19 protein-coding genes are annotated in these 21,392 nt (G+C 67.2%); 16 read left to right on the forward strand and 3 right to left on the reverse strand.

Translation table 11 applies throughout. The annotated features are described in order from the left end of the window. On the reverse strand, window positions 1-725 hold a 725-nt coding region (locus tag PO768_RS04785; protein WP_272645129.1), incomplete at its 3' end, for a FecR family protein. Window positions 726-784: 59 nt separating this feature from the next. Beyond that, the gene (locus PO768_RS04790) at window positions 785-1,159 is read right to left on the reverse strand and encodes a hypothetical protein (RefSeq protein ID WP_272645130.1); all 375 of its coding nucleotides are present in this window, start codon (window positions 1,157-1,159) and stop codon (window positions 785-787) included. Between the two features lie 322 nt (window positions 1,160-1,481). Between PO768_RS04790 and PO768_RS04795 the strand changes: the two genes are divergently transcribed. After that, window positions 1,482-4,325: a TonB-dependent receptor domain-containing protein gene (locus PO768_RS04795; RefSeq protein ID WP_272645131.1), complete on the forward strand. Its 2,844-nt coding sequence runs from the start codon at window positions 1,482-1,484 to the stop codon at window positions 4,323-4,325. 90 nt (window positions 4,326-4,415) lie between these two features. Here the strand turns inward: PO768_RS04795 and PO768_RS04800 are convergent, their stop codons facing one another. After that, a complete protein-coding gene (locus PO768_RS04800) occupies window positions 4,416-5,117 on the reverse strand; it encodes a TetR/AcrR family transcriptional regulator (protein WP_272645132.1) in 702 nt (233 codons plus the stop codon). Window positions 5,118-5,279: 162 nt separating this feature from the next. Here PO768_RS04800 and PO768_RS04805 point away from each other — a divergent pair, with 162 nt between their 5' ends. The 15 genes from PO768_RS04805 to PO768_RS04875 all read left to right on the forward strand — a co-directional run bounded on the left by PO768_RS04805 (window position 5,280) and on the right by PO768_RS04875 (window position 21,386). Further along, the gene (locus PO768_RS04805; RefSeq protein ID WP_272645133.1) at window positions 5,280-6,887 is read left to right on the forward strand and encodes a carboxyl transferase domain-containing protein; all 1,608 of its coding nucleotides are present in this window, start codon (window positions 5,280-5,282) and stop codon (window positions 6,885-6,887) included. 39 nt (window positions 6,888-6,926) lie between these two features. Next, window positions 6,927-7,190 (forward strand): type II toxin-antitoxin system VapB family antitoxin, encoded by a 264-nt coding sequence (locus tag PO768_RS04810; protein WP_272645134.1) that lies wholly within the window; start codon window positions 6,927-6,929, stop codon window positions 7,188-7,190. Then, window positions 7,177-7,578: a type II toxin-antitoxin system VapC family toxin gene (vapC, locus tag PO768_RS04815; protein ID WP_272645135.1), complete on the forward strand. Its 402-nt coding sequence runs from the start codon at window positions 7,177-7,179 to the stop codon at window positions 7,576-7,578. The genes PO768_RS04810 and vapC overlap by 14 nt, the downstream gene beginning before the upstream one ends. Next, the gene (locus tag PO768_RS04820; protein ID WP_272645136.1) at window positions 7,578-8,114 is read left to right on the forward strand and encodes a GNAT family N-acetyltransferase; all 537 of its coding nucleotides are present in this window, start codon (window positions 7,578-7,580) and stop codon (window positions 8,112-8,114) included. The genes vapC and PO768_RS04820 overlap by 1 nt, the downstream gene beginning before the upstream one ends. Further along, the gene (locus PO768_RS04825; RefSeq protein WP_137941352.1) at window positions 8,111-8,896 is read left to right on the forward strand and encodes an enoyl-CoA hydratase/isomerase family protein; all 786 of its coding nucleotides are present in this window, start codon (window positions 8,111-8,113) and stop codon (window positions 8,894-8,896) included. The genes PO768_RS04820 and PO768_RS04825 overlap by 4 nt, the downstream gene beginning before the upstream one ends. Window positions 8,897-8,901: 5 nt before the next feature. Beyond that, entirely contained in the window at window positions 8,902-10,212 is a 1,311-nt protein-coding gene (bioA, locus tag PO768_RS04830) for an adenosylmethionine--8-amino-7-oxononanoate transaminase (protein ID WP_272645137.1), read from the forward strand. Further along, a complete protein-coding gene (gene bioF / locus PO768_RS04835) occupies window positions 10,202-11,413 on the forward strand; it encodes an 8-amino-7-oxononanoate synthase (protein WP_272645138.1) in 1,212 nt (403 codons plus the stop codon). The genes bioA and bioF overlap by 11 nt, the downstream gene beginning before the upstream one ends. After that, window positions 11,410-12,084 carry a dethiobiotin synthase gene (gene bioD, locus PO768_RS04840; RefSeq protein ID WP_272645139.1) on the forward strand — a complete coding sequence of 225 codons (675 nt, stop codon included), beginning with the start codon at window positions 11,410-11,412 and terminating at the stop codon, window positions 12,082-12,084. The genes bioF and bioD overlap by 4 nt, the downstream gene beginning before the upstream one ends. Further along, window positions 12,081-13,127 carry a biotin synthase BioB gene (bioB, locus tag PO768_RS04845; protein WP_137941355.1) on the forward strand — a complete coding sequence of 349 codons (1,047 nt, stop codon included), beginning with the start codon at window positions 12,081-12,083 and terminating at the stop codon, window positions 13,125-13,127. The genes bioD and bioB overlap by 4 nt, the downstream gene beginning before the upstream one ends. A gap of 52 nt (window positions 13,128-13,179) precedes the next feature. After that, entirely contained in the window at window positions 13,180-14,022 is an 843-nt protein-coding gene (gene dinD, locus PO768_RS04850) for a DNA damage-inducible protein D (RefSeq protein WP_272645140.1), read from the forward strand. A gap of 46 nt (window positions 14,023-14,068) precedes the next feature. Continuing rightward, a complete protein-coding gene (locus tag PO768_RS04855) occupies window positions 14,069-16,060 on the forward strand; it encodes an acetyl/propionyl/methylcrotonyl-CoA carboxylase subunit alpha (RefSeq protein ID WP_272645141.1) in 1,992 nt (663 codons plus the stop codon). A 5-nt stretch (window positions 16,061-16,065) separates the two neighbouring features. Next, the gene (locus tag PO768_RS04860) at window positions 16,066-16,974 is read left to right on the forward strand and encodes a hydroxymethylglutaryl-CoA lyase (protein WP_272645142.1); all 909 of its coding nucleotides are present in this window, start codon (window positions 16,066-16,068) and stop codon (window positions 16,972-16,974) included. A gap of 72 nt (window positions 16,975-17,046) precedes the next feature. Further along, window positions 17,047-18,069: an alcohol dehydrogenase AdhP gene (gene adhP / locus PO768_RS04865; RefSeq protein WP_272645143.1), complete on the forward strand. Its 1,023-nt coding sequence runs from the start codon at window positions 17,047-17,049 to the stop codon at window positions 18,067-18,069. Window positions 18,070-18,254: 185 nt separating this feature from the next. Then, window positions 18,255-19,787: a hypothetical protein gene (locus tag PO768_RS04870; protein WP_272645144.1), complete on the forward strand. Its 1,533-nt coding sequence runs from the start codon at window positions 18,255-18,257 to the stop codon at window positions 19,785-19,787. Between the two features lie 63 nt (window positions 19,788-19,850). Then, the gene (locus PO768_RS04875; protein WP_272645145.1) at window positions 19,851-21,386 is read left to right on the forward strand and encodes a hypothetical protein; all 1,536 of its coding nucleotides are present in this window, start codon (window positions 19,851-19,853) and stop codon (window positions 21,384-21,386) included. The last annotated feature ends 6 nt before the right edge of the window (window positions 21,387-21,392 follow it).

Consider the following 21,392-nt stretch of genomic DNA (forward strand, 5'->3'; position numbering starts at 1 on the left):
CCGGGCTGGGCGAGCGCGCCCTGGCCGGCCTTCAGCGTCTGCCGGTCGGCGGCCACCGCGCCGCTGAGCACCTGAACCCGGGTCTGGCCGGCCGCGCCCAGCTGCACGCGGAACTCGGTGCCGCGCACGCCAAGATTGACGCTGGGCGTGCGCATCTCGTAGCGCGGCGGCTGCGCGGCATCGGGCTGGACGCGGCTGTCGGCGCCGCCCTGATCGAGGCGCAGCTGCATGGCCGGCAGCGCGCTGCGGCCATAGACCAGCAGCTGCTCCAGCGTCAGGCGGCTGTCCGGCGCGATCAGCAGGCGCGAGCCATCGACAAAGCGCAGGCTGATCGACGATTGGGCGCCGGTGCGCAGCTGGTCGCCGGCGCGCAGCTCGGTGCCGGCGCTCAGCGCTGCGGCCGGGCTGGGTGGGCGCAGCAGGCTGGCGTCGCCCTGGGTGAACAGCACACGGGCCACGCTGGCCTCGCGCTGCAGCCAGGTGATCGGCAGGCGCAGCGTGCCGCCGGGCGGCAGCTTCAGCGGATCGGCCACCTTGTTCAGGCGCTGCAGATCGCGCCAACTGTGCTTGCCGTCGAGATAGGTCTCGGTCAGGCCGATCAAGGTGTCGCCCGGCTGGATGCGGTAGTTCCAGTGGGCCTGGGCCGTCTGTGCCTGCAGCGGCAAGGCCGCCGCGGCCAGCACGGCCGCCGCCGGCCATAGCCATGTGTCGCTTCGCGATGTCATCTGGCGCCCCCTGAGCGCGCGGACGGCGCTCTTGGCGGCAGATGTTATCGGAAGGCGGCTTACTCGCTGATCAGCCAGACGCGCTCGCACTGGCGGCAGCGCACCTTCAGCCCGTGGCTGTCGGCGCCCACCAGCACGAAGCGCGCATAGCTGCCGCAGCCGGGGCATTCGGCCTGGTGGGCGATGTGCTCCGCATGAGCCAGCAAATAGAGGTAGCGGCGCAAGGCCCAGACACCGGCCAGGCCGCACAGCGCGATGCTGGCCACGTCCATCAGCTTGTCGGCCAGGCTGTGGAAGGTGAAGAAGCCCTCGAAGGCTGCCATCAAGCCGATCGCGCTCAAAAAAGCCAGCCCCAGATGGGCATGGCCGCTCAGCAGCTCGCGCTCGTACCAGCGCTTGAATCCGTGCTTGCGTATGCCGTCGGCCAGCTTCATGTTTGCTCACCTCTCGCTGCCACCCAGGTGGATGACCTGACCCCGGGTCTGCCGCTGCCGGCCTCAACGCAGGACTTGCTGTCCGCGATTGTGGCCGGCCTTGAATGAGCTAAGGGTTTGTGCTGGGTTTGTTGTGTCTGTGCATCAATTCGCCGGCCGAACAGGGCTTGGCTTTGATGCGGCTGACAAAATGAGGCTCCGTTTTCAGGCCCTCAAGGCTGACGCCTCAAGGGCCTGGGAGCGGCACAACACTTCAAACAATCATAGGGCGACGGACGCACCCGGTGGGTGCCGTGCCGACCGCCCCTGAGGGGATCTCACAATGTCTCGTTCTACCCAGCGTCGGGCCCAATGGGCACTGACCGGAGTCGCCATGGCCAGCGCCCTGGCCTGTTTCAATATCCATGCCGCCGAACCCACCGCACTGGAGCGCGTTGAGGTGACCGGCAGCCGCATCAAGCGGGTGGATGCCGAGGGCGCCGCGCCGGTGCAGGTGTTGCGCCGCGAGGAGATCAAGGCCTCCGGTGCTGCCACGGTGCAGGAGCTGATCAGGCAGCTGGCGGCCAGCACCACCAGCCTGAGCGACCTGAGCGGCAGCAACAGCTTTGCCGGCGGTGCCTCGTCTGCATCGCTGCGCAATCTGGGCAAGCAGTCGACCCTGACCCTGCTGAACTTCCGCCGCGTCGCGCCCTATCCGCTGGCCGACTACAACCAGACCTTCACCAATATCGACAGCCTGCCGCTGGAAGCGGTGGAGCGCATCGAGATCCTGAAGACCGGGGGCGCAGCCATCTACGGTTCGGACGCGGTGGCCGGCGTGATCAATATCGTCACCCGCAGTGACTATGAAGGCCTGATCGCCAAGGTGACGGGGCAGAGTTCGCTGAAGAACTCGCAGTTCAACGACCGCAGCGCCACCATCACCGGCGGCTTCGGCAGTCTGAACAAGGACCGCTTCAATGTGCTGGCCAATCTGGATGTCTACACCCGCAATGGCGTGATGTGGAACGAGGTGCTGGATGATGTGAACCCGGCCTATCGCACCTACTCCTCGGGCTTTGGCACGCCCTCGTCCTATTCCTGGCCCGGCAACTTCCGCCGCAGGGGCGCGGACGGCAAGATCGCCCTCGTTCCGGCGACCAACTGCCCGCCGGCGCAGATCGTCTCGGGGCTGTGCCAGTACGACCGTTATGAACGCTTCGAGGCCACGCCGGCTTCCGACCGCGTGACCGCCCTGGTGTCGGGCCGGCTGCTGATCAGCGATACGCTGGAGGGCTTCTCGGAGCTGCTGTTCTCGCGCACCAAGACCAGCTATCAGAGTGCCTACGATGCCTATGGTGACGGCATCGCTCCGACGGTCTGGGGCGACCCGCAGACCAACGGGCTGAAATCCTTCACGCCGCGCGGTCTGCCGGCCGGCCACCCGCTGAACAACACCGGCGCCGAAGCGGCCTTCCGCTATCGCTTCAATGATGCGGGCAGCAGCAAGGTGGCGACGACCGATCAGTACCGCGCACTGGCGGGCCTGAAGGGGACGTTTGCCGGCTATGACTGGGAAACCGCCGTCGGTGTGATGGGCGGCAAGACCACGTCCGACCAGCGCGGCTCTTTCAGCGTTGACGGGTTCAAGGAGGTGATCGGCGACTACACCAAGCCGGTGCTGGATGCCGACTTCTTCAACAAGCCCAATGGCTACAAGCTCGGCCAGGCCAACAGTGCCGACGTGCTCAACAAGCTGTTCCCGGTCTTCGGCTACAGCGCCACGACCAAGCAGTACTTCCTGGACGGCAAGCTCAGCGGCGAACTGGGTCAGTGGACCGGCGGCGCCATCGGCTTCGCCAGCGGTTTCGAGCTGCGCCGCGAAGAGGTGGACATCGGCCCGCGTGGTGGCCTGGAGCGCGGCGACATCGTCGGCTATGGCTCGGTACGTGCCGATGCCAGCCGCAACTATGGCGCGGTGTTCGGCGAAGTCAGCCTGCCGCTGAGCAAGCAGTTGGAGATGCAGGCGGCAGCGCGCATCGACAAGTTCCCCGGCTTCAGTGCTCACGTGTCGCCCAAGCTGAGCCTGCGCTTCCAGCCCAACAAGGAGGTGCTGCTGCGCGGCACCTTGGAGACCGGTTTCCGCGCGCCCAACCTGACCGAGAACGCCCCCTCGACCAAGTTTGCCTTCAATAACAACATCAACGATCCCAAGCGCTGCGCTCAGGCCACCGCTTACTCGCGCGATCTGAAGGCCCAGGCGGCGGCCTTGCCGGCTGGCGACAGCAACAAGCAGTTGCTCACCGCGCAGGCGGACAGCGTGACGGGTGAGTGCCGGGTTGGCGTGGCCAGCATCGTGGCGCACAACCCCAAGCTGAAGCCCGAGACCAGCAAGAGTCTGACCTTCGGTGCCGCCTTCTCGCCCGCCCGCGATGTGGCGCTGACGGCGGACTACTGGATCATCGAGCGCAAGAGCGAGATCGGCCGCAAGAGCACCAATGACCTGCTGAGCATTGAGGACACGCTGGCCCCCGGCGTTGTCAATCGCCTGCCGCTGGAGAACGATGCCTACTTCGACGCTGCGGCCCGGGCCAAGTACGGCGTGACGGCGGGTCGCCTGGCCTCGGTCGTGGCGCAGTTCGAGAACCTGTTCAGCACCAAGACCAGCGGCGTGGACGTGAGTTTCAAGACCCAGGGCAACACGCCGATCGGCAAGCTGGGCCTGGATGCCGAGGCCACCTATGTGATCTCGTACCGTGCCTGGGTGGCTTCGCGCAAGGGCTATGGCGACAATCTGGCCGGGCGCTATGACTATCCGCGCTGGAAGTCCAAGATGGCGGTCAGTCACAACCTGGGCAAGTTCAGCCAGGTCCTGAGCCTGCACTTCACGTCCAGCCGCCTGTTGAACGATGACTTCAATGCGCCGGCCTGGACCGTCGAGGACTGCGCGAAGACCAAGGGCCTGACCGAGGCGCAGTGCATCGTGGCGCCGGAGTCCCGGCTGGACTACAACGTCAGCTACGACGTCACCAAGGCGCTCAAGCTGAGTGCCAATGTGCGCAATCTGCTGGATGAGCGTCCGTCCACCAACTATCGCGCCTTTGGCGTGGGCGGCATCATCCCGCAGGATCGCGAGGACGTGCAGGGCCGCATGCTCCGCCTGACGGCCGAGTACACCTTCTGGTGATGAGGGCTTGATCGACCGGCTTGCCGGTCGATCAGGATGAGCGAGAAGGCCGGGCTTGCCCGGCCTTTCCTTTTCCGAGCGGCATTCCGCTCAGGTCTTGGCCAGTGCGTCCTGCAAATCCTGCCGTAGCCGCCGCAGTTGCTGCAGTTCCTGATCCGGTGCCTGCAGCGCCGGCCACAGCAGGGCCACCAGATCGCGGGCGCTGGCCTCGATGTCGATCGGTCGCTGCACCGTGATGGCTTCCCAGAGGAGGTGCTCCATCGGCCCGAACACCAGCGAGCGGAGCATGCGCAAGGAGATGTCGCGGCGCACCTCGCCGCTGGCCTGGCCGCGCGCCAGCAGATCCATCAGCGGCGCGGTGTAGCGGCGCTGCAGGGCGGTGAAGGCCTCGCCGAGTTCCTGGCCGGCGACGCTCTTGGTGCGGCCTTCCGACAGCACCAGCGCGCACAGCCCCGTGCCCTGGATCAGGAACAGGCGCAGATGGGTGTGGACGACGAACTCCAGCTGCTGGCGCACCGGCTGCTCGCGCGGCAGGCCGGCCTCGATCGCGCCGATGATCTCGTCGTACCAGTCGCCGATGACCCGCATGCACAGATCGCGCTTGCTGCGGAAATAGGTGAAGACGGTGGCTTCGGAGATGCCCAGGCGCTGGGCGATCTCGGTGGTGGTCGTGCGCTCGTAGCCTGCCTCAGCGAACACCGCGCGACCGACGCGCAGAATGTCGCGCACGCGCTGCTCGGCCTTGGCGCTGGCGGGGGCGCGGCGTTGGGCGGGCAGGGTGGCAGTGTTCATCGTGGCGCGATTGTGCGCAATTCTTGAGTAAAGCTCAAGCCTGCTTGCGCGAGTGCCCGCTCTGAACTATTCTCGCGCTCTCGCAGCTTCTTGAGAAGCTGCAAAAACATGAATTGAGCCTGACTCAGAATTTGTGCTGAGGCGGGCCGCTCTGGAGACAAGATGGCCGTCCTCACCACCAAGCTCAACGCCCGTTCGGCGGATTTCAAGGCCAATGCCGAGGCGATGCGCGGCGTCATCGCCGATCTCAGCGTGCGGCTGGAGCAGATCGCCCAGGGCGGCGGCGAGGCGGCCCGCGCCAAGCACACCGCTCGGGGCAAGCTGCTGCCGCGCCAGCGGGTCGAGATGCTGCTGGACCCCGGCACCCCCTTTCTGGAGATCGCCCCGCTGGCCGGCCTGAATATGTACGACAACGCGGCACCGGGCGGCGGCATGATTGCCGGCATCGGCCGGGTCTCGGGCGTCGAATGCCTGATCGTCTGCAACGACGCCACCGTCAAGGGCGGCACTTATTACCCGATCACGGTCAAGAAGCATCTGCGGGCGCAGGAGATCGCGCAGCAGAACCGCCTGCCCTGCATCTATCTGGTGGACAGCGGCGGCGCCAATCTGCCCAACCAGGACGAGGTGTTCCCGGACCGCGACCATTTCGGGCGGATCTTTTTCAACCAGGCCAATCTGAGCGCCCAGGGCGTGCCGCAGATCGCCGTCGTGATGGGCTCTTGCACGGCCGGCGGCGCCTATGTGCCGGCGATGAGCGACGAAACCATCATCGTCAAGAACCAGGGCACGATTTTTCTGGGCGGCCCGCCGCTGGTGAAGGCTGCGACCGGCGAGGTCGTCACCGCCGAAGACCTGGGCGGCGGCGATGTGCACACGCGGCTGTCCGGCGTGGCCGACCATCTGGCCAATGACGACACCCATGCGCTAGCCCTGGCGCGCCAGTCGGTGGCGGCGCTGAACTGGCGCAAGCAAGGTCAGCTGCTGACCCAGACGCCGCGCGCGCCGCTGTTCGACGCGGCCGAGCTGCACGGCGTGATCCCGACCGACACCCGCAAGCCCTTCGATGTGCGCGAGGTGATCGCCCGCGTGGTCGACGGCTCGGAGTTCGATGAGTTCAAGGCCCGTTACGGCGCCACCCTGGTCTGCGGCTTCGCCCATATCGAGGGCATGCCGGTGGGCATCGTCGCCAACAACGGCATCCTGTTTGCCGAGAGCGCCAACAAGGGCGCGCACTTCATCGAGCTGTGCTGCCAGCGCAAGATCCCGCTGGTCTTTCTGCAGAACATCACCGGCTTCATGGTGGGCCGCAAGTACGAGAACGAGGGCATTGCCCGCGCCGGCGCCAAGATGGTGACGGCGGTGGCCTGTGCTGCGGTGCCCAAGTTCACCATCATCATCGGCGGCTCGTTCGGGGCCGGCAATTACGGCATGTGCGGCCGCGCCTACAGCCCGCGCTTCCTGTGGATGTGGCCCAACGCGCGCATCTCGGTGATGGGCGGCGATCAGGCTGCCAGCGTGCTGGCCACGGTCAAGCGCGACGGCATCGAGGCCAAGGGCGGCAGTTGGTCGTCCGAGGAGGAAGAGGCTTTCAAGGCGCCGATCCGCCAGCAGTACGAGGATCAGGGGCATCCTTATTACGCCTCGGCGCGACTGTGGGACGACGGTGTGATCGACCCGGCCGACACCCGTCGCGTGCTGGCCCTTGGTCTGTCGGCGGCGCTGAATGCGCCGATTGCCGAGACGAAGTTCGGCGTGTTCCGGATGTAAAGTGTATGATGTGTGTGAAATCAACTGAAGGTACACATCATGCGCACCAATATCGAGATTGATGACGATTTGATGGCCAAGGCCTTGCAGGCAGGCCCCTTCAAGACCAAGAAGGAGGCGGTCGAGGCGGGCTTGCGCCTGTTGGCGCGCCAGTCGGCCTATCGCGAGATCCTCAAATGGCGCGGCAAGCTCCAGTGGGAAGGCGACGACAGCATCGACTGGACGACCGCACCCGCAGAACCCGATAAAGCCTTGCTGGCGCGCGAACCGGCGCCGGGGAAGGCGCGCCGTGCTGGTCGTTGATTCGAGCGTCTGGATCGACTTCTTCGCTGGCCACAGGAATGCGGCCGTCGATCAGCTGGCCCAGCTGCTGGACCATGGCGAGGTGCGCATCGTCGTTCCCGATCTGGTGCTGTTCGAGGTCTTGCGCGGCTTCCGGCATGAGCGCGATCTGCGCCAGGCCAGCCTGCTGATGCAGGGTCTCAGCATCGAGATCTGCGGCGGCGAGGACACGGCCCTGGCCGCCGTCCAGCATTACCGCGATCTGCGCGCCAGCGGCTACACGGTGCGCAGCGGCATCGATGTGCTGGTGGCCGCCTTCTGCATCGAAAACGACTACGCGCTGCTGCACAAGGACCGCGATTTCGACGCGCTGGAGGCGCGGCGCGGGCTCAAGGTTTGGACCCATTGATGAACACGACAACGCACATCACGATCAGGCCGCTGGCCGCCGGCGACTCGATCGAGCGCCTGACCGCCTTGCTGCACAAGGCCTACGCCTCGCTGGGCGCGCAGGGCTGGAACTTCACCGCGGTGGACCAGAGCGTCGAGCTGACCGCCAAGCGGGTGGCCGGTAGCGGTTGCCTGGTGGCCGAGGCCGCAGGGCAGCTGGTAGGCACGGTCAATATGCGCGGTCCCTACCGGCCCGAGCAGGACGCCTGGAGCCTGGACACGCCCTGGTACCTGCGCGAGGACACGGCCATCCTGTCGCAGTTCGCGGTCGACCCGGCGGTGCAAGGTCAGGGCCTGGGCGAACGCCTGATGGACGCCGCCGAGGCATGGGCCGTCGAGCGCGGCTTTGCCCATGTGGCGCTGGACACCGCCAAGCCGGCCGAGCATCTGCAGCGCCGCTATGCCAAGCGCGGCTACGCCCAGGTCGGCGAGGTGCAATGGGACGGCAAGACCTACGCCAGCGTGCTGATGGTCAAGACACTCGGAGAGCCATGATGACGAACACCCTGCATATCCGCCGCGAAGGCCATGTCGCGCGCGTGACCTTGAACCGCCCCGAGGTGCGGAACGCTTTCAACGAGCTCCTGATCGCCGAGCTGACGGCGGCCTTTGCGGCCCTGGGGCAGGACACGACGCTGCGCGCCATCGTGCTGGCTGCCGAGGGCAAGGCCTTCTGCGCCGGCGCCGACCTGAACTGGATGAAGTCCATGGCCGGCTTCAGCTGGGACGAGAACCATGCCGATGCTCGCCTGCTGGCCGAGATGCTGTGGACCATCTACAGCTGCCCGGTGCCGGTGATCGCGCGGGTGCAGGGCGATGTTTATGCCGGCGGCGTCGGCCTGGTGTCGGTCTGCGACATCGTCGTCGCGGCCGACACGGCGGGCTTCTGCCTGTCCGAGGCCAAGCTCGGCCTGCTGCCGGCCACCATCGGCCCCTACGTCGTGCGGGCCTTGGGCGAACAGGCCTCGCGGCGCTATTTCCTCACCGCCGAGCGCTTCTCGGCCACCGAGGCGCAGCGCCTGGGCCTGGTCCATGAGCTGGCGACGGCCGACACGCTGGACGAGAAGGTCGATGCCTTGTCGGTGGCCTTGATCGCCAACGGCCCGGCCGCCGTGCGCGCCTGCAAGAAGCTGGTGCAAGACCTGGCCCATGAGCCGATCACGCCGGCGCTGCGCGACGACACCGCACGCCGCATCGCCGACATTCGCGCCAGCGCCGAGGGGCGCGAGGGCGTGCAGAGCTTTCTGAACAAGAGCAAGCCCTCGTGGCTGAACTGACTCCAATGTCTTTGGCAGTACAAGAAGACTGGCAGCGCCGCAGCCTCGGCAGCATCTGGCACCCCTGCACGCAGATGGCGCGGGCCGCCAAGCTGCCGCCGCTGCCGATGGCGCGTGGCGAGGGCGCCTGGCTGTTTGATCACCAGGGCCGGCGCTATTTCGATGCCTGCTCTTCCTGGTGGGTCAATCTCTTCGGCCACTCCGATGCGGGTCTGAACACCGCGATCAAGGCGCAGCTCGACACCTTGCCCCATGTGATGCTGGCCGGCTGCACCCATGAGCCGGCCGTGCGGCTGGCCGAGCGCCTGAGCGCGCGCACCGGTGGCGCCCTGGGCCATGTGTGCTTCGGCAGCGACGGAGCCAGCTCCGTCGAGATCGCGCTGAAGCAGAGTTTTCACAGCTGGCGCAACCGCGGCCGCACCGAGAAACGCGAGTTCGTCTGCCTGAAGAACGGCTATCACGGCGAGACCATCGGCGCGCTGGCCGTCACCGATGTGGCGATCTTCCGCGACGCCTACGACCCGCTGTTGATGCGCGCCCACATCGTCGAATCGCCCGACAGCCGATTGAACAACGAGGCCCAGGCGCTGGCCGCGATGCGGGCCCTGCTCGAAGCGCGCCACGACCATATCGCCGCCGTCATCGTCGAGCCGCTGATCCAGGGCGCAGCCGGCATGGTGATGCACGAGCCGGCCTATCTGCGCGGCCTGCGCGCGCTGTGCAGCGAGTTCGAGGTGCACCTGATCGCCGACGAGATCGCGGTCGGCTGCGGGCGCACCGGCAGCTTCTTTGCCTGGGAGCAAGTCGAAGCACCCTGGCCCGACTTCCTGCTGCTCTCCAAAGGCATCACCGGTGGCACGCTGCCGCTGTCCCTGGTGCTGACGACGGACGAGGTCTACCAGGCCTTCTGGAGCGAGGACGTCTCGCGTGGCTTTCTGCACTCGCATTCCTATACCGGCAATGCGCTGGCCTGTGCGGCGGCCAATGCGGTGCTGGACCGTTTCGATGCCGGCCAGCTGGTGCGCAACCGCGAGCAGGCGGCCCTGCTGGCCGAGGCTTTTGCGCCCTTGGCCGCCGATGCGCGCATCGCGAATCAGCGCCAGCGCGGCATGGTGCTGGCCTTCGATGTGATCGATGCCGGGCCGGGTTTTTCCGAGCGCTTCCACCTGGCCGCGCGCACCCATGAGCTGCTGATACGCCCGATCGGCCACACCGTCTACCTGATGCCGCCTTATCTGATCGACGCGCCCACCGCGCAGTTTCTTGTCGATGCCGTGCAGGCCACGCTGAATGAGGTGCTCAGCCATGCTTCTTGAGCATCTGCAGACCAAGCTGGCCGCAATCGCCGCACAGGACCTGACCCGCTTCCTGCGTGCCGCGCAAAGCCCCACGGCTGCCAAACAGTTGGTGCGCGGCGCCGACGGCCTCACGCGCGAGCTGTTGATGTTCTGCAGCAATGACTATCTGGGCCTGGCGGCCGAGCCCCGGCTGGCGGCGGCGCTGGCCGAGGGCGCGCAGATCTATGGCGGCGGCGCCGGCGCCTCGCATCTGATCAGCGGCCATTCGATCGCGCACGAGCAGCTCGAAGAGCGGCTGGCTGGCTGGTTCGCGCCGCATATCCCGCAGGCCCAGGTGCTGGGCTTCTGCACCGGCTATATGGCCAATCTGGCGGTGATCACGGCGCTCGGTGATGCGGACGCCGAGATCTTCTCGGATGCGCTGAACCATGCCTCCTTGATCGACGGCTGCCGCCTCGCCAAGGCCCAGGCCCGGCGCTATGCCCACGCCGATCTGGCCGAGCTGCGCGCGCAGCTGCAGGCCAGCACGGCCAAGCTCAAGCTGATCGTCAGCGATGCGGTGTTCAGCATGGACGGCGATATCGCGCCGCTGCCGGAGTTGCTGGCCTTGGCCGAGCAGTTCGATGCCTGGCTGATCGTCGACGATGCCCATGGCTTCGGCGTGCTGGGCGAGCGGGGGCGCGGCGCGCTGGAACATTTCCAGCTGCGCAGCGAGCGGCTGATTGTGGTCGGCACCCTGGGCAAAGCCGCCGGCCTGGCCGGCGCCTTCGTCGCGGCTCACGAGACGGTGATCCAGTACCTGCTGCAGGCCGCGCGCACCTATATCTTCACGACCGCCTCGCCGCCGGCTGTTGCCCATGCGCTGCAGGCCAGCCTGGACCTGATCGAGGGCGAGACCGGCTTGCAACGCCGCGCGGCGCTGATCGATCTGCAGGCGCGGCTGCGCAGCGGCGTGGCCCGATTGCTGGCGAGCCATCCGCGCTTGAGTTGGCGCCTGGCTGCCTCCGACACCCCCGTGCAGCCGCTGATCATCGGCGGCAATGCCGAGGTGATGCGGCTGGCGGCGGCGCTGGAGGCCCAGGGCCTGCGCGTGCCCGGCATCCGGCCGCCGACCGTGCCCGCGGGCGAGGCGCGGCTGCGCATCACCTTGTGCGCCACGCACACGGCGGCCGATGTCGACCGCCTGCTGACCGCGCTGGAGGCGGAGGCCATCCAATGAAGGGCTTCTTCATCACCGGCACCGACACCGAGATCGGCAAGACCGCGATCACGGCCGGCCTGACCCATGCCTGGCAGCAGGCCGGCCGGCGCGTCGCGCCTATCAAGTCGCTGGCCGCCGGCCAGAGCCAGGACGCCGACGGGCGCTGGGTCAACGAGGACGTCAGCCAGCTGCACGCCGCCCAGACCCTGGGCCTGAGTCTTGACGAGGTGGGCCCGCTGCAGCTGCGCACCGCCTGTGCCCCGCATATCGCTGCGCGGCTGGAGGGCCGCAGCATCGAGCGGGGCGCCCTGCTGGCCGCGATCCGCAGCACCGCCACCAAGGCCGATCTGGTCTTGGTGGAGGGCGTCGGCGGCTTTCGCGTACCGCTCACCGAGGCCTGGGACACCGCCGACCTCGCGGTGGACCTGGCCCTGCCCGTCGTGCTGGTCGTCGGCCTGCGGCTGGGCTGCATCAACCATGCCTTGTTGACGGCCGAAGCCATCCGCGCCCGTGGCCTCGTGCTGGCTGGCTGGGTGGCCAACACGGTGGACCCTGCTTTTGGTCATGTGGCCGACAATCTCGCGGCGCTGGCGGCCGGCCTGCAAGTGCCTTGCTGGGGCCATGTGCCTCGGCTTCCCGATCCGACTCCCGCGGCCGTGGCCGCGCACCTCAAAGACTTTCCCCTATGAACCAGATCCAAACCCTGACGCCGACCACCGACGCCGACCGCCGCAACGCCAAGCCCTGGACCGTCAACGAGGTCGCGGCCCTGTTCGAGCTGCCCTTCAACGATCTGCTGTTCCGCGCCCAGACCGTGCACCGCGAGCATTTCGATGCCAATGCGGTGCAGCTGTCCACGCTCTTGTCGATCAAGACCGGTGGCTGCGAGGAGGACTGCAAGTACTGCCCGCAATCGGCCCATTTCGACACCGGGCTGAAGGCCGAGAAGCTGCTGCCCTTGGACGAGGTGCTGGAAGCCGCTCGTGCCGCCAAGGCCAATGGCGCTACGCGCTTTTGCATGGGCGCGGCCTGGCGCGCGCCCAAGGAGCGCCATCTGGAGCAGATCGGCGACATGGTGCGCGAGGTCAAGGCCATGGGTCTGGAGACCTGCTTGACCGCCGGCATGCTGGCCGATGGCCAGGCCGAGCAACTGCGCGAGGCCGGCCTGGACTATTACAACCACAACCTCGACACCGCCCCCGAGTTCTACGGCCAGATCATCACGACCCGCACCTACCAGGACCGGCTCGACACGCTGGACCGCGTGCGCGGCGTCGGCCTGAAGGTTTGCTCCGGCGGCATCGTCGGCATGGGCGAAACCCGCCGCCAGCGCGCCGGCCTGATCGTGCAGCTGGCCAATCTGGACCCCTATCCCGAGTCGGTGCCGATCAACAACCTGGTCCAGGTCGAAGGCACGCCGCTGGCCGGCACCGCCGCGCTGGACCCCTTCGAGTTCGTGCGGACGATCGCGGTGGCGCGGATCACGATGCCGAGGGCGATGGTGCGGCTGTCGGCCGGTCGCGAGGAAATGCCGGAATCGCTGCAGGCGATGTGTTTCCTGGCCGGCGCCAACTCGATGTTCTACGGCGACAAGCTGCTGACGACCAGCAATCCGCAGGCGGAGAAGGATAGGGCGCTGCTGGATCGCTTGGGCATGCGCTGCGCGACCGAGGCGGAGTTGTCGTCGCCGTCGGCTGAGGCATGTGAAAGCAAGGCTTGCACGGCGCATTGAGGCGAGCGAACGGCTGGTCTGTTGAGTGACGAAACACTTCAGGGAGTCAAAGATGAAAACTGAAATCGTTCATTCCTTGACCAGTACCTTTGAAGGCCACGCGCAGCAAACCGACGGCGGGGTCGAGTACTGGCTTGGTCGCGATCTGCAGTTTTTGCTTGGCTATGCGGAATGGCGGAATTTCGGTGCCGTCATTGCCAAGGCCAGGATCGCTTGCGAAGTGTCCGGGCACCCGGTGTCCGACCATTTTGTTGCCGTCAACAAAATGGTCGAGTTGGGCTCGGGCAGCCAGCGTGAGGTGGACGACATCATGCTCACGCGTTACGCCTGCTACCTGATCGCTCAGAACGGGGACCCGAAGAAGCAGGAAATTGCCTTCGCGCAAACCTACTTTGCCATCCAGACTCGGCGGGCGGAGCTCATCGAGCAGCGCCTGCTTGATGCAGAGCGCATCTCGGCACGCCGAAAGCTCAGCGCCACCGAAAAGGAACTCTCGGATGTGATCTACGAGCAAGCGGGCGGCAATCAGGACTTCGCCCTGATCCGTAGCAAGGGCGATCAGGCCCTGTTCGGAAAATCCACGCAGGCGATGAAGGCGCAGTGGAAAGTCCCCGAGAGCCGGCCGCTGGCCGACTTCGCGCCCACCATCGTCCTCAAGGCGAAGGACTTCGCCGCCGAGATCACGATCTTCAATGCCCGTGAGCATCGGATGGCGAGTGAGGGCGCCATCTCCCAAGAACACGTCACCAATAACGAAGCCGTGCGCAAGACCCTGCTCGACCGGGGCATTCGACCCGAGAGCCTGCCGGCCGCAGAGGATGTGAAGAAGGTGGAGCGCCGCCTAGCGTCCGAGGACAAGAAGTCCCTGAAGAATCCCGATGGTCTGGACTCATGACCATGGACCGACAAGCCAACAAGCAAGCAATGACTGGAGACCTGCCATGTTCAAGAAAATCCTGATCGCGAATCGCGGCGAAATCGCCTGCCGTGTTGCGGCTACCGCCCGTCGCTTGGGGCTAAAGACCGTGGCGGTGTACTCCGAGGCCGACGCCCGCGCCAAGCATGTGCAGGCCTGCGACGAGGCGGTGCTGATCGGCGGCCCGGCGCCGCGCGACTCCTATCTGCAATGGCAGCGCATCCTCGACGCCGCCAAGGCTACCGGGGCCGAGGCGGTCCATCCGGGCTATGGCTTCCTGAGCGAGAACGAAGAGTTCGCCACTGCCTGCAAGAACGCCGGCCTGGTCTTCATCGGCCCGCCGGCCTCGGCCATCCAGGCCATGGGCCTGAAGGCGGAGTCCAAGCGACTGATGGAAGCGGCCGGTGTGCCGCTGGTGCCCGGTTATCACGGCGCTGACCAGGACCCCGCCTTGCTCAAGCGCGAAGCCGAGCGCATCGGTTTTCCGGTGCTGATCAAGGCCAGCGCCGGCGGCGGTGGCAAGGGCATGCGGGCGGTGCTGAAGGCCGAAGAATTCGATGCGGCCTTGGCCTCCTGCAAGCGCGAGGCGATCAACAGCTTCGGCGACGATGCGGTGCTGATCGAGCGCTATGTGCAAAAGCCCCGCCATATCGAGATCCAGGTCTTCGGCGACACCCAGGGCGACTGCGTCTATCTGTTCGAGCGCGACTGCTCGGTGCAGCGCCGCCACCAGAAGGTGCTGGAAGAAGCGCCCGCACCGGGCATGACGGCCGAGCGCCGCGCCGAGATGGGCCATGCCGCCGTGGCGGCGGCGAAAGCGGTGGGCTATGTCGGCGCTGGCACGGTGGAGTTCATCTGTGAGCAGGACGGGCGTTTCTATTTCATGGAGATGAACACCCGGCTGCAGGTCGAGCATCCGGTGACCGAAGCGATCACCGGCCAGGATCTGGTCGAGTGGCAGCTGCGCGTGGCCTCGGGCGAGCCACTGCCGCTGAAGCAGGATCAGCTGCGCATGCACGGCCATGCGATCGAAGCCCGCATCTGCGCCGAGAACCCCGAGGCCGGTTTCCTGCCGGCCACAGGCAGCTTGAGCGTCGCGCGCTGGCCGGCCCATGTCAGCTTCCAGCGCGGCGATGTGCGGATCGACTCGGGCGTCGGCGAGGGCGATGCGATCAGCCCCTTCTACGACTCGATGGTGGCCAAGCTGATTGTCTGGGGCGAGGATCGGGCCCAGGCGCTGGCGCGCCTCGATGCGGCGCTGCGCGACACGCACATCGTCGGCCTGCAGACCAATGTGGCCTTTCTGCGCCGCTGCGCCTCGACGGACTCGTTCACCCAGGCCGATCTGGACACCGGCCTGATCGAGCGCGAGCGCGCCGCGCTGTTCGAGCAAGCGGGCCTGCCGCTGACCATCGCCGCAGCGGCCGTCGTCGCCCATACCTTGGCCCATGAGGCCAGCCTGCAGACCAGCGACCCCTGGAGCCGCCGCGATGGCTGGCGCATGTACGGCGCCTCGGCGCGCCGCTTCGATCTGGAGACCGGCAATGCCCATCACGAGGTGCTGCTGTCGCGCCATCACCATGGCGGCATGCAGCTGACCGTGGAAGGCCAGGCGCAGGCTTTTGCCGTCAACTCCGCCAGCCTCGAAAGCCACGAACTGCTGCTCGGCGAAGGCTTGGACCAGCAGCGCGTGATGGTCAAGACCTACGCGCTGGGCGAGCAGGTGGCGGTGTTCGCGCCCCAGGGCTCGGCGCTGCTGACCGAGATCGACCCGATTGCCCATGCCGGCGAAGGGGCCGCCGAGGCCGGCCGGCTGACGGCGCCAATGCCCGGCAAGATGGTGTCCTTCCTGGCCCAGCCCGGCGACACCGTCACCAAGGGCCAGGCTCTGGCGGTGATGGAGGCGATGAAGATGGAACACACGATCAATGCGCCGCGTGACGGCGTGGTGGCTGAGCTGCTGTTTGCCGTCGGCGATCAGGTCGGCGATGGTGCCGAACTCTTGCGACTGGAGTAAACACAATGAGCCTGCCCAATCGAGTCACCCTCGTCGATGTCGGCCCGCGCGACGGCCTGCAGAACGAGAAGCAGCCGGTGTCCACCGAGCACAAGGCCACGCTCGTGCACATGCTGCAGGACGCCGGCCTGAAGGAGATCGAGGTCACCAGCTTCGTTTCGCCGAAATGGGTGCCGCAGATGGCCGACAACGCCGAGGTGATGACGGCGATCACGCGCAAGCCCGGCGTGCGCTACTCGGTGCTGACGCCGAATATGAAGGGTCTGGAAGCCGCGCTGCCGACCAAGCCCGACGAGATCGTCGTGTTCGCCGCCGCCAGCGAAGCCTTCTCGCAGAAGAACATCAACTGCTCGATCGCCGAGAGCATAGCCCGCTTCGCCCCCGTGGTGGCTGCCGCGCACGAGGCCGGCATCAAGGTGCGCGGCGCGCTGTCCTGCGCGCTGGGCTGCCCGTACGAGGGTGAAATCAGCGCCGACCAGGTGGAGCGCGTGGTGCTGTTGATGAAGAGCATCGGTGTCGACCATATGGGCGTGGCCGACACCATCGGCGTTGGCACGCCGAAGAAGGTGCAGGCCGCGATGGAGCGGGCGCTCAAGCATTACCCGCTGGTCGAGGTCAGCGGCCATTTCCACGACACCTATGGCCAGGCGCTGAGCAATATCTACGCCTGCCTGGAGCTGGGCGTGCATACATTCGATGCCAGCGTAGCGGGCCTGGGCGGTTGCCCCTATGCCAAGGGCGCGACCGGCAATGTCGCGACCGAGGACGTGCTCTTCATGCTCAACGGTCTGGGCATAGAGACCGGCATCGACATCGACAAGCTGGTCGATGCCAGCGCCTACATCTCCAGCGCGCTGGGCCGCCCGCCGGTGGCCCGCGTCGCGCGGGCCTTGCTGGCCAAGCGGGAGGGCTGATCCAGATCAAGACGGCCGGTACCACGGCCAGGGACACTGGCGAGCAGGATCCTCTTGCTCAGGAGTGTTGCCATGACGGAGAAGATGAAGGCTGCGGTGGTCCGTGAGTTCGGCCGTCCGCTGGAAGTCGATGAGGTGGATGTGCCCGAGGTGCCGCCGGGCCAGGTGCTGGTCAAGGTGGTGGCCAGCGGGGTCTGCCACACCGATCTGCACGCGGCCGAGGGTGACTGGCCGGTCCGGCCCAGCCTGCCCTTCATCCCGGGCCATGAGGGCGCGGGCTATGTGGCGCGGGTCGGGGCCGGCGTCAAGTTCCTGAAGGAGGGCGACCGGGTCGGTGTGCCCTGGCTGCACACCAGCTGCGGTCATTGCGAGCATTGTCTGGGCGGCTGGGAAACCTTGTGCGACGGCCAGCAGATGACCGGCTACACGGTCAACGGCGGCTTTGCCGAGTACGTGCTGGCCGACCCCGGCTATGTCGGCCATCTGCCGGCAGGGCTGGACTTCGCGCCGGCCGCGCCGGTGTTGTGCGCCGGCGTCACGGTCTACAAGGGCCTGAAGATGCTGGACTGCAAGCCCGGCGACTGGGTCGCGATCTCGGGCATCGGCGGCCTGGGCCATATGGCGGTGCAGTACGCGAAAGCGATGGGCTTTCATGTGATCGCCGTCGATGTGGCCGAGGACAAGCTGCAGCTGGCCCGCGAGCTCGGTGCCGAGCTGTGCCTCAACGCGGCCACGGGCGACCCGGTGGCCGAGGTGCAGAAGCAGCTGCGCGGCGCCCATGGCGTGCTGGTCACCGCAGTCTCGCGCAGCGCCTTCGCCCAGGGGCTCGCGATGCTGCACAAGCGCGGCACCATGTCCCTGGTCGGCCTGCCACCGGGTGGCTTCGAGCTGCCGATCTTCGATATGGTGCTCAACGCCAAGACCGTGCGCGGCTCCATCGTCGGCACCCGGCTGGACCTGCAGGAGGCCCTGCAGTTCGCCGGCGAGGGCAAGGTCAGCGCGCATTACTCGAGCGACAAGATCGAGAACATCAACCACATCTTCGCCGCGATGAAGCAGGGCCGCATCGACGGCCGGGTGGTACTGGAAATCTGAGCGGCGCCTGCGCCGGCCAGGGTTGTGCGTTGCGCGCACGCCGGCAACAATTCTTCAGCTTGGCCTCATCATTCCCCCCACAGAATCGCTGCGACGCCAGCCGGTCCATCCGGCTGCGGCTCAGTCTCGGCACAGACCGGACGACGCCGACAGGGCGCCCGACAGATATTCAGGGAGATGATTCGATGAGCTACGACAAGGGTCTCCGCGCACGCGGCGGAGCAGGGCTGAGCGCGCTCGCCGCAGCGCTCCTGCTGGCCGCTTGCGGCGGCGGTGGCGGTGAACCGCCAGTGCCCCCGCCACCGCCGCCGCCGCCGATCACCGATCCGGTGGGCATCGACAAGGCCTTGCTGCGCCAGCAGGTCAATGTCTTCGTGGCCGAGCAGAAGGCCAGGATAGCGGCTTTGAATTGCCATGCGAGCCAGCTTGGCGACTGCGAACCGGTGCGCCAGCTCCGCTTCTCCCAAGGCCAGGCCGTGCCGGAGAAGCTGCGCGCCGACCAGACCGTGCTGCTGATCGACACCGGCAGCGACTTCCCCGCCGTGCTGCGCGATCGCTCGCGCATGCTGGGCTATTACCGGCTGAACGAGGCGAACGGGCTGGTCGATTCGCATGACCCGGTCATTGCCGAGACGCCGCGCTGGGGCGTGGACCTGCTTCGCGGGCTCGACGGCTTTCAGTACCGCTTCACCGACGCCGGGGGCGTGCAGCGCCAGCGGCCGAGCTTTGTGCCGGCCGCCTGGCTGCAGGAGCTGGGTCAGCTGATCTTTCGCAACGGCGAACTCGATTTCGCCTCTTTGAAGTACGGGGTCGGCCATGGCCTGAAGGTGTTCAGCGCCCTGGTGGAGAACAGCCCGCAGGCTGGCTTTGTGATGCTGGACTACACCGGCCTTGTGAGCTCGCAGCGTGCCGCCTTGTGCGCCAAGGACGCCGTAGCGCTGGAGCAGGGTGTCGCCCGGTTGGCGCAGAGCCTGCGGTCCACGGTGCTGGCGCCCCATGGCGTGGATTACATCAATATGTCGGCGGGCCTGGACACCCGCGTGATCGAGGCCGACTTCCAGCGGCTCTGCGGTGGCAGCCTGACGCTGGCGGAGCGGGAGCGCCTGCTGATGGCCTTCCGGCCCTGGATGGAGGTGCTCGGCACAAGCCCTGGCACGCTGCTGGTGCAGGCAGCCGGCATGGGCATCAGCCCGCAGACCCATGGCCTGGATGCGCTGGAACTGCCGCATCGGGTGCGGGTGTCGCTGTTCGGGGCCGGCCATACCCGGCTGCCGGCCGATGGGGTGACGGGATCGCAACGCCCGGATGTCGACGAGCCCCGGACTGCGGACCGACGCTGGGTCGATGTCTTCCTCAACGACGGCCTGCTCAAGCGCGAGTCACCGATGCTCTCGAATGAGTCGCCCCTGCTGGAGACCAGCGGCGTCTACGGCCTTGATCTCTTCCCGGCCGATACGCGCTACCAGACCTCCTGGCTGACGTCGCATGCCCTGAATCGCCTGATGCACCTGAAGCAGCAGCTGGCGCCCACGATGGCGCCGGAGGCGCCGCTGGATGCGGCCCTGATCCAGCGCATGAAGGTTGCGCTGACGCCGATGGGCTGCAGCTGGGCGCCCGAGGACGGTGGTCGCTGCAAGCTGCAGGACCCAGGCTGGCACAAGCAGCAGGAGCTGTTCCGCCAGGGCTGGTTGCCGGCCGACTGGAAGCCTGTCCAGTAGGCATCGCGAGCCGTCGCCAGGACGGCAGAGGCAGACCCTGAGAGACCCTGAGGAGTTGTCACCATGTCGGTTCTGAAGCCTGCGCGGCCAGCGCAAGCCCGGGCGGGCTCGCGCCTGCTGTTCTGCGGCCTGCTGGCCGTGATCCTGAGTGCCTGCGGCGGCGGCGGCGGGGGCGGCAGCGATGTGTCGCCGCCCCCGCCACCCCCGCCGCCGCCGGTCACCGATCCGGCAGGTATCGACAAGGCCCTGCTGCGCCAGCAGGTCGATGCTTTCGTGGCCGAGCAGAAGGCCAGGATCGAGACGATCGACTGCAGCCAGAGCCAGACCGGCCCCTGCGAGCCGATCCGTAACATCCGCTTCTCCGACGGCCAGGCCCAGCCCGCCAAGCTGCGCTCCGACCAGACCGTCCTGCTGATTGATTACGGACCGTTCTTCAGTGCCATGCTGCGCTACCGCTCGCGCATGCTGGCCTATTACCGCGTGAATGAAAGCACCGGTCTGGTCGAACCCCATGACCCGGTGATTGCGCAGGCGCCGCGCTGGGGCGTCGAGCTGCTGCGCGCCATTGATGGCTTCCAGTACCGCGACGGCGCCGGCCAGCAGCGGCCGAGCTTTGTGCCGGCCGACTGGCTGCGGCCGCTGGCCCCGCTGGTGGGAGCGCGATCCTTTGTCGGGCCGGAGTGGAGCGGCTTTCACGGCGCGGCCGTGCTGAGCATGGTGGTGGAGGCCAGCCCGCAGGCCGGCTTTGTGCTGCTGGATCCCTTCCCCTTCGAGGCGGTGCTGAAGGCCAACCGCAGCAGCGCCTGCGCCAAGGACTGGGCGGCGCTGGAGCAGGGCGTGCAGCGCACGGCGCAAAGCCTGCAGGCGGTATTGCAGCGCCATGGTGTGGACTATGTGAACATGTCCGGCGGCGTCGATGCGCAGAACCTGAGGATGTGGGATGGGCTGGGCTGCGGCAGCGCGCTCAGCAGCGACGAAGCGCGGGCCTTGATGCTGGCCTATCGTCCCTTGTACGCGGCCTTGTTCGAGAGCCCGACGGTGCTGGGCGTGCAGGCCGCCGGCCAGCACATGGCGCCGCACAACGCTCCGCTGGACATGCTGGCCCTGCCGCACCGCGTGCGGGCCCAGTCCTTCAACGCCCGTGCCACCCGCTTGAGCGCCGACGGTATCACCGGGGCGCAGCGGCCCGCAGTGCACGAGCCCTGGGCCCATGATCGTGCCTGGGTGGATGTCTTCCTCAACACCGGCTTGCTGAGCGATGACGTTCCCCTGCAGATCAACGAGAGGCCGCCGCTGAAGACCGACAACCACTTCGGGCTGCGGCTGGGGCCCTCGGGCGACTATGTCAACCCGTCCTTTATCGCCCCCCAGGCCCTGAACCGCCTGATCCATCTGAAGCAGCAACTGGCGCCCACGATGGCGCCCGAGGCGCCGCTGGACGCGGCTCTGATCCAGCGCATGAAGGACGCGCTGACACCGCTGGGCTGCAGCTGGGCGCCCGAGGACGGCGGCCGCTGCAAGCTGCAGGACCCCGCCTGGCACCGCCAGCAGGAGCTGTTCCGCCAGGGTTGGCTGCCGGCGGACTGGCGCTGGGAGTAGGGGCCG

It is taken from the genome of Paucibacter sp. XJ19-41, assembly GCF_028462495.1.
Taxonomy (GTDB): Bacteria; Pseudomonadota; Gammaproteobacteria; order Burkholderiales; family Burkholderiaceae_C; genus Roseateles_E.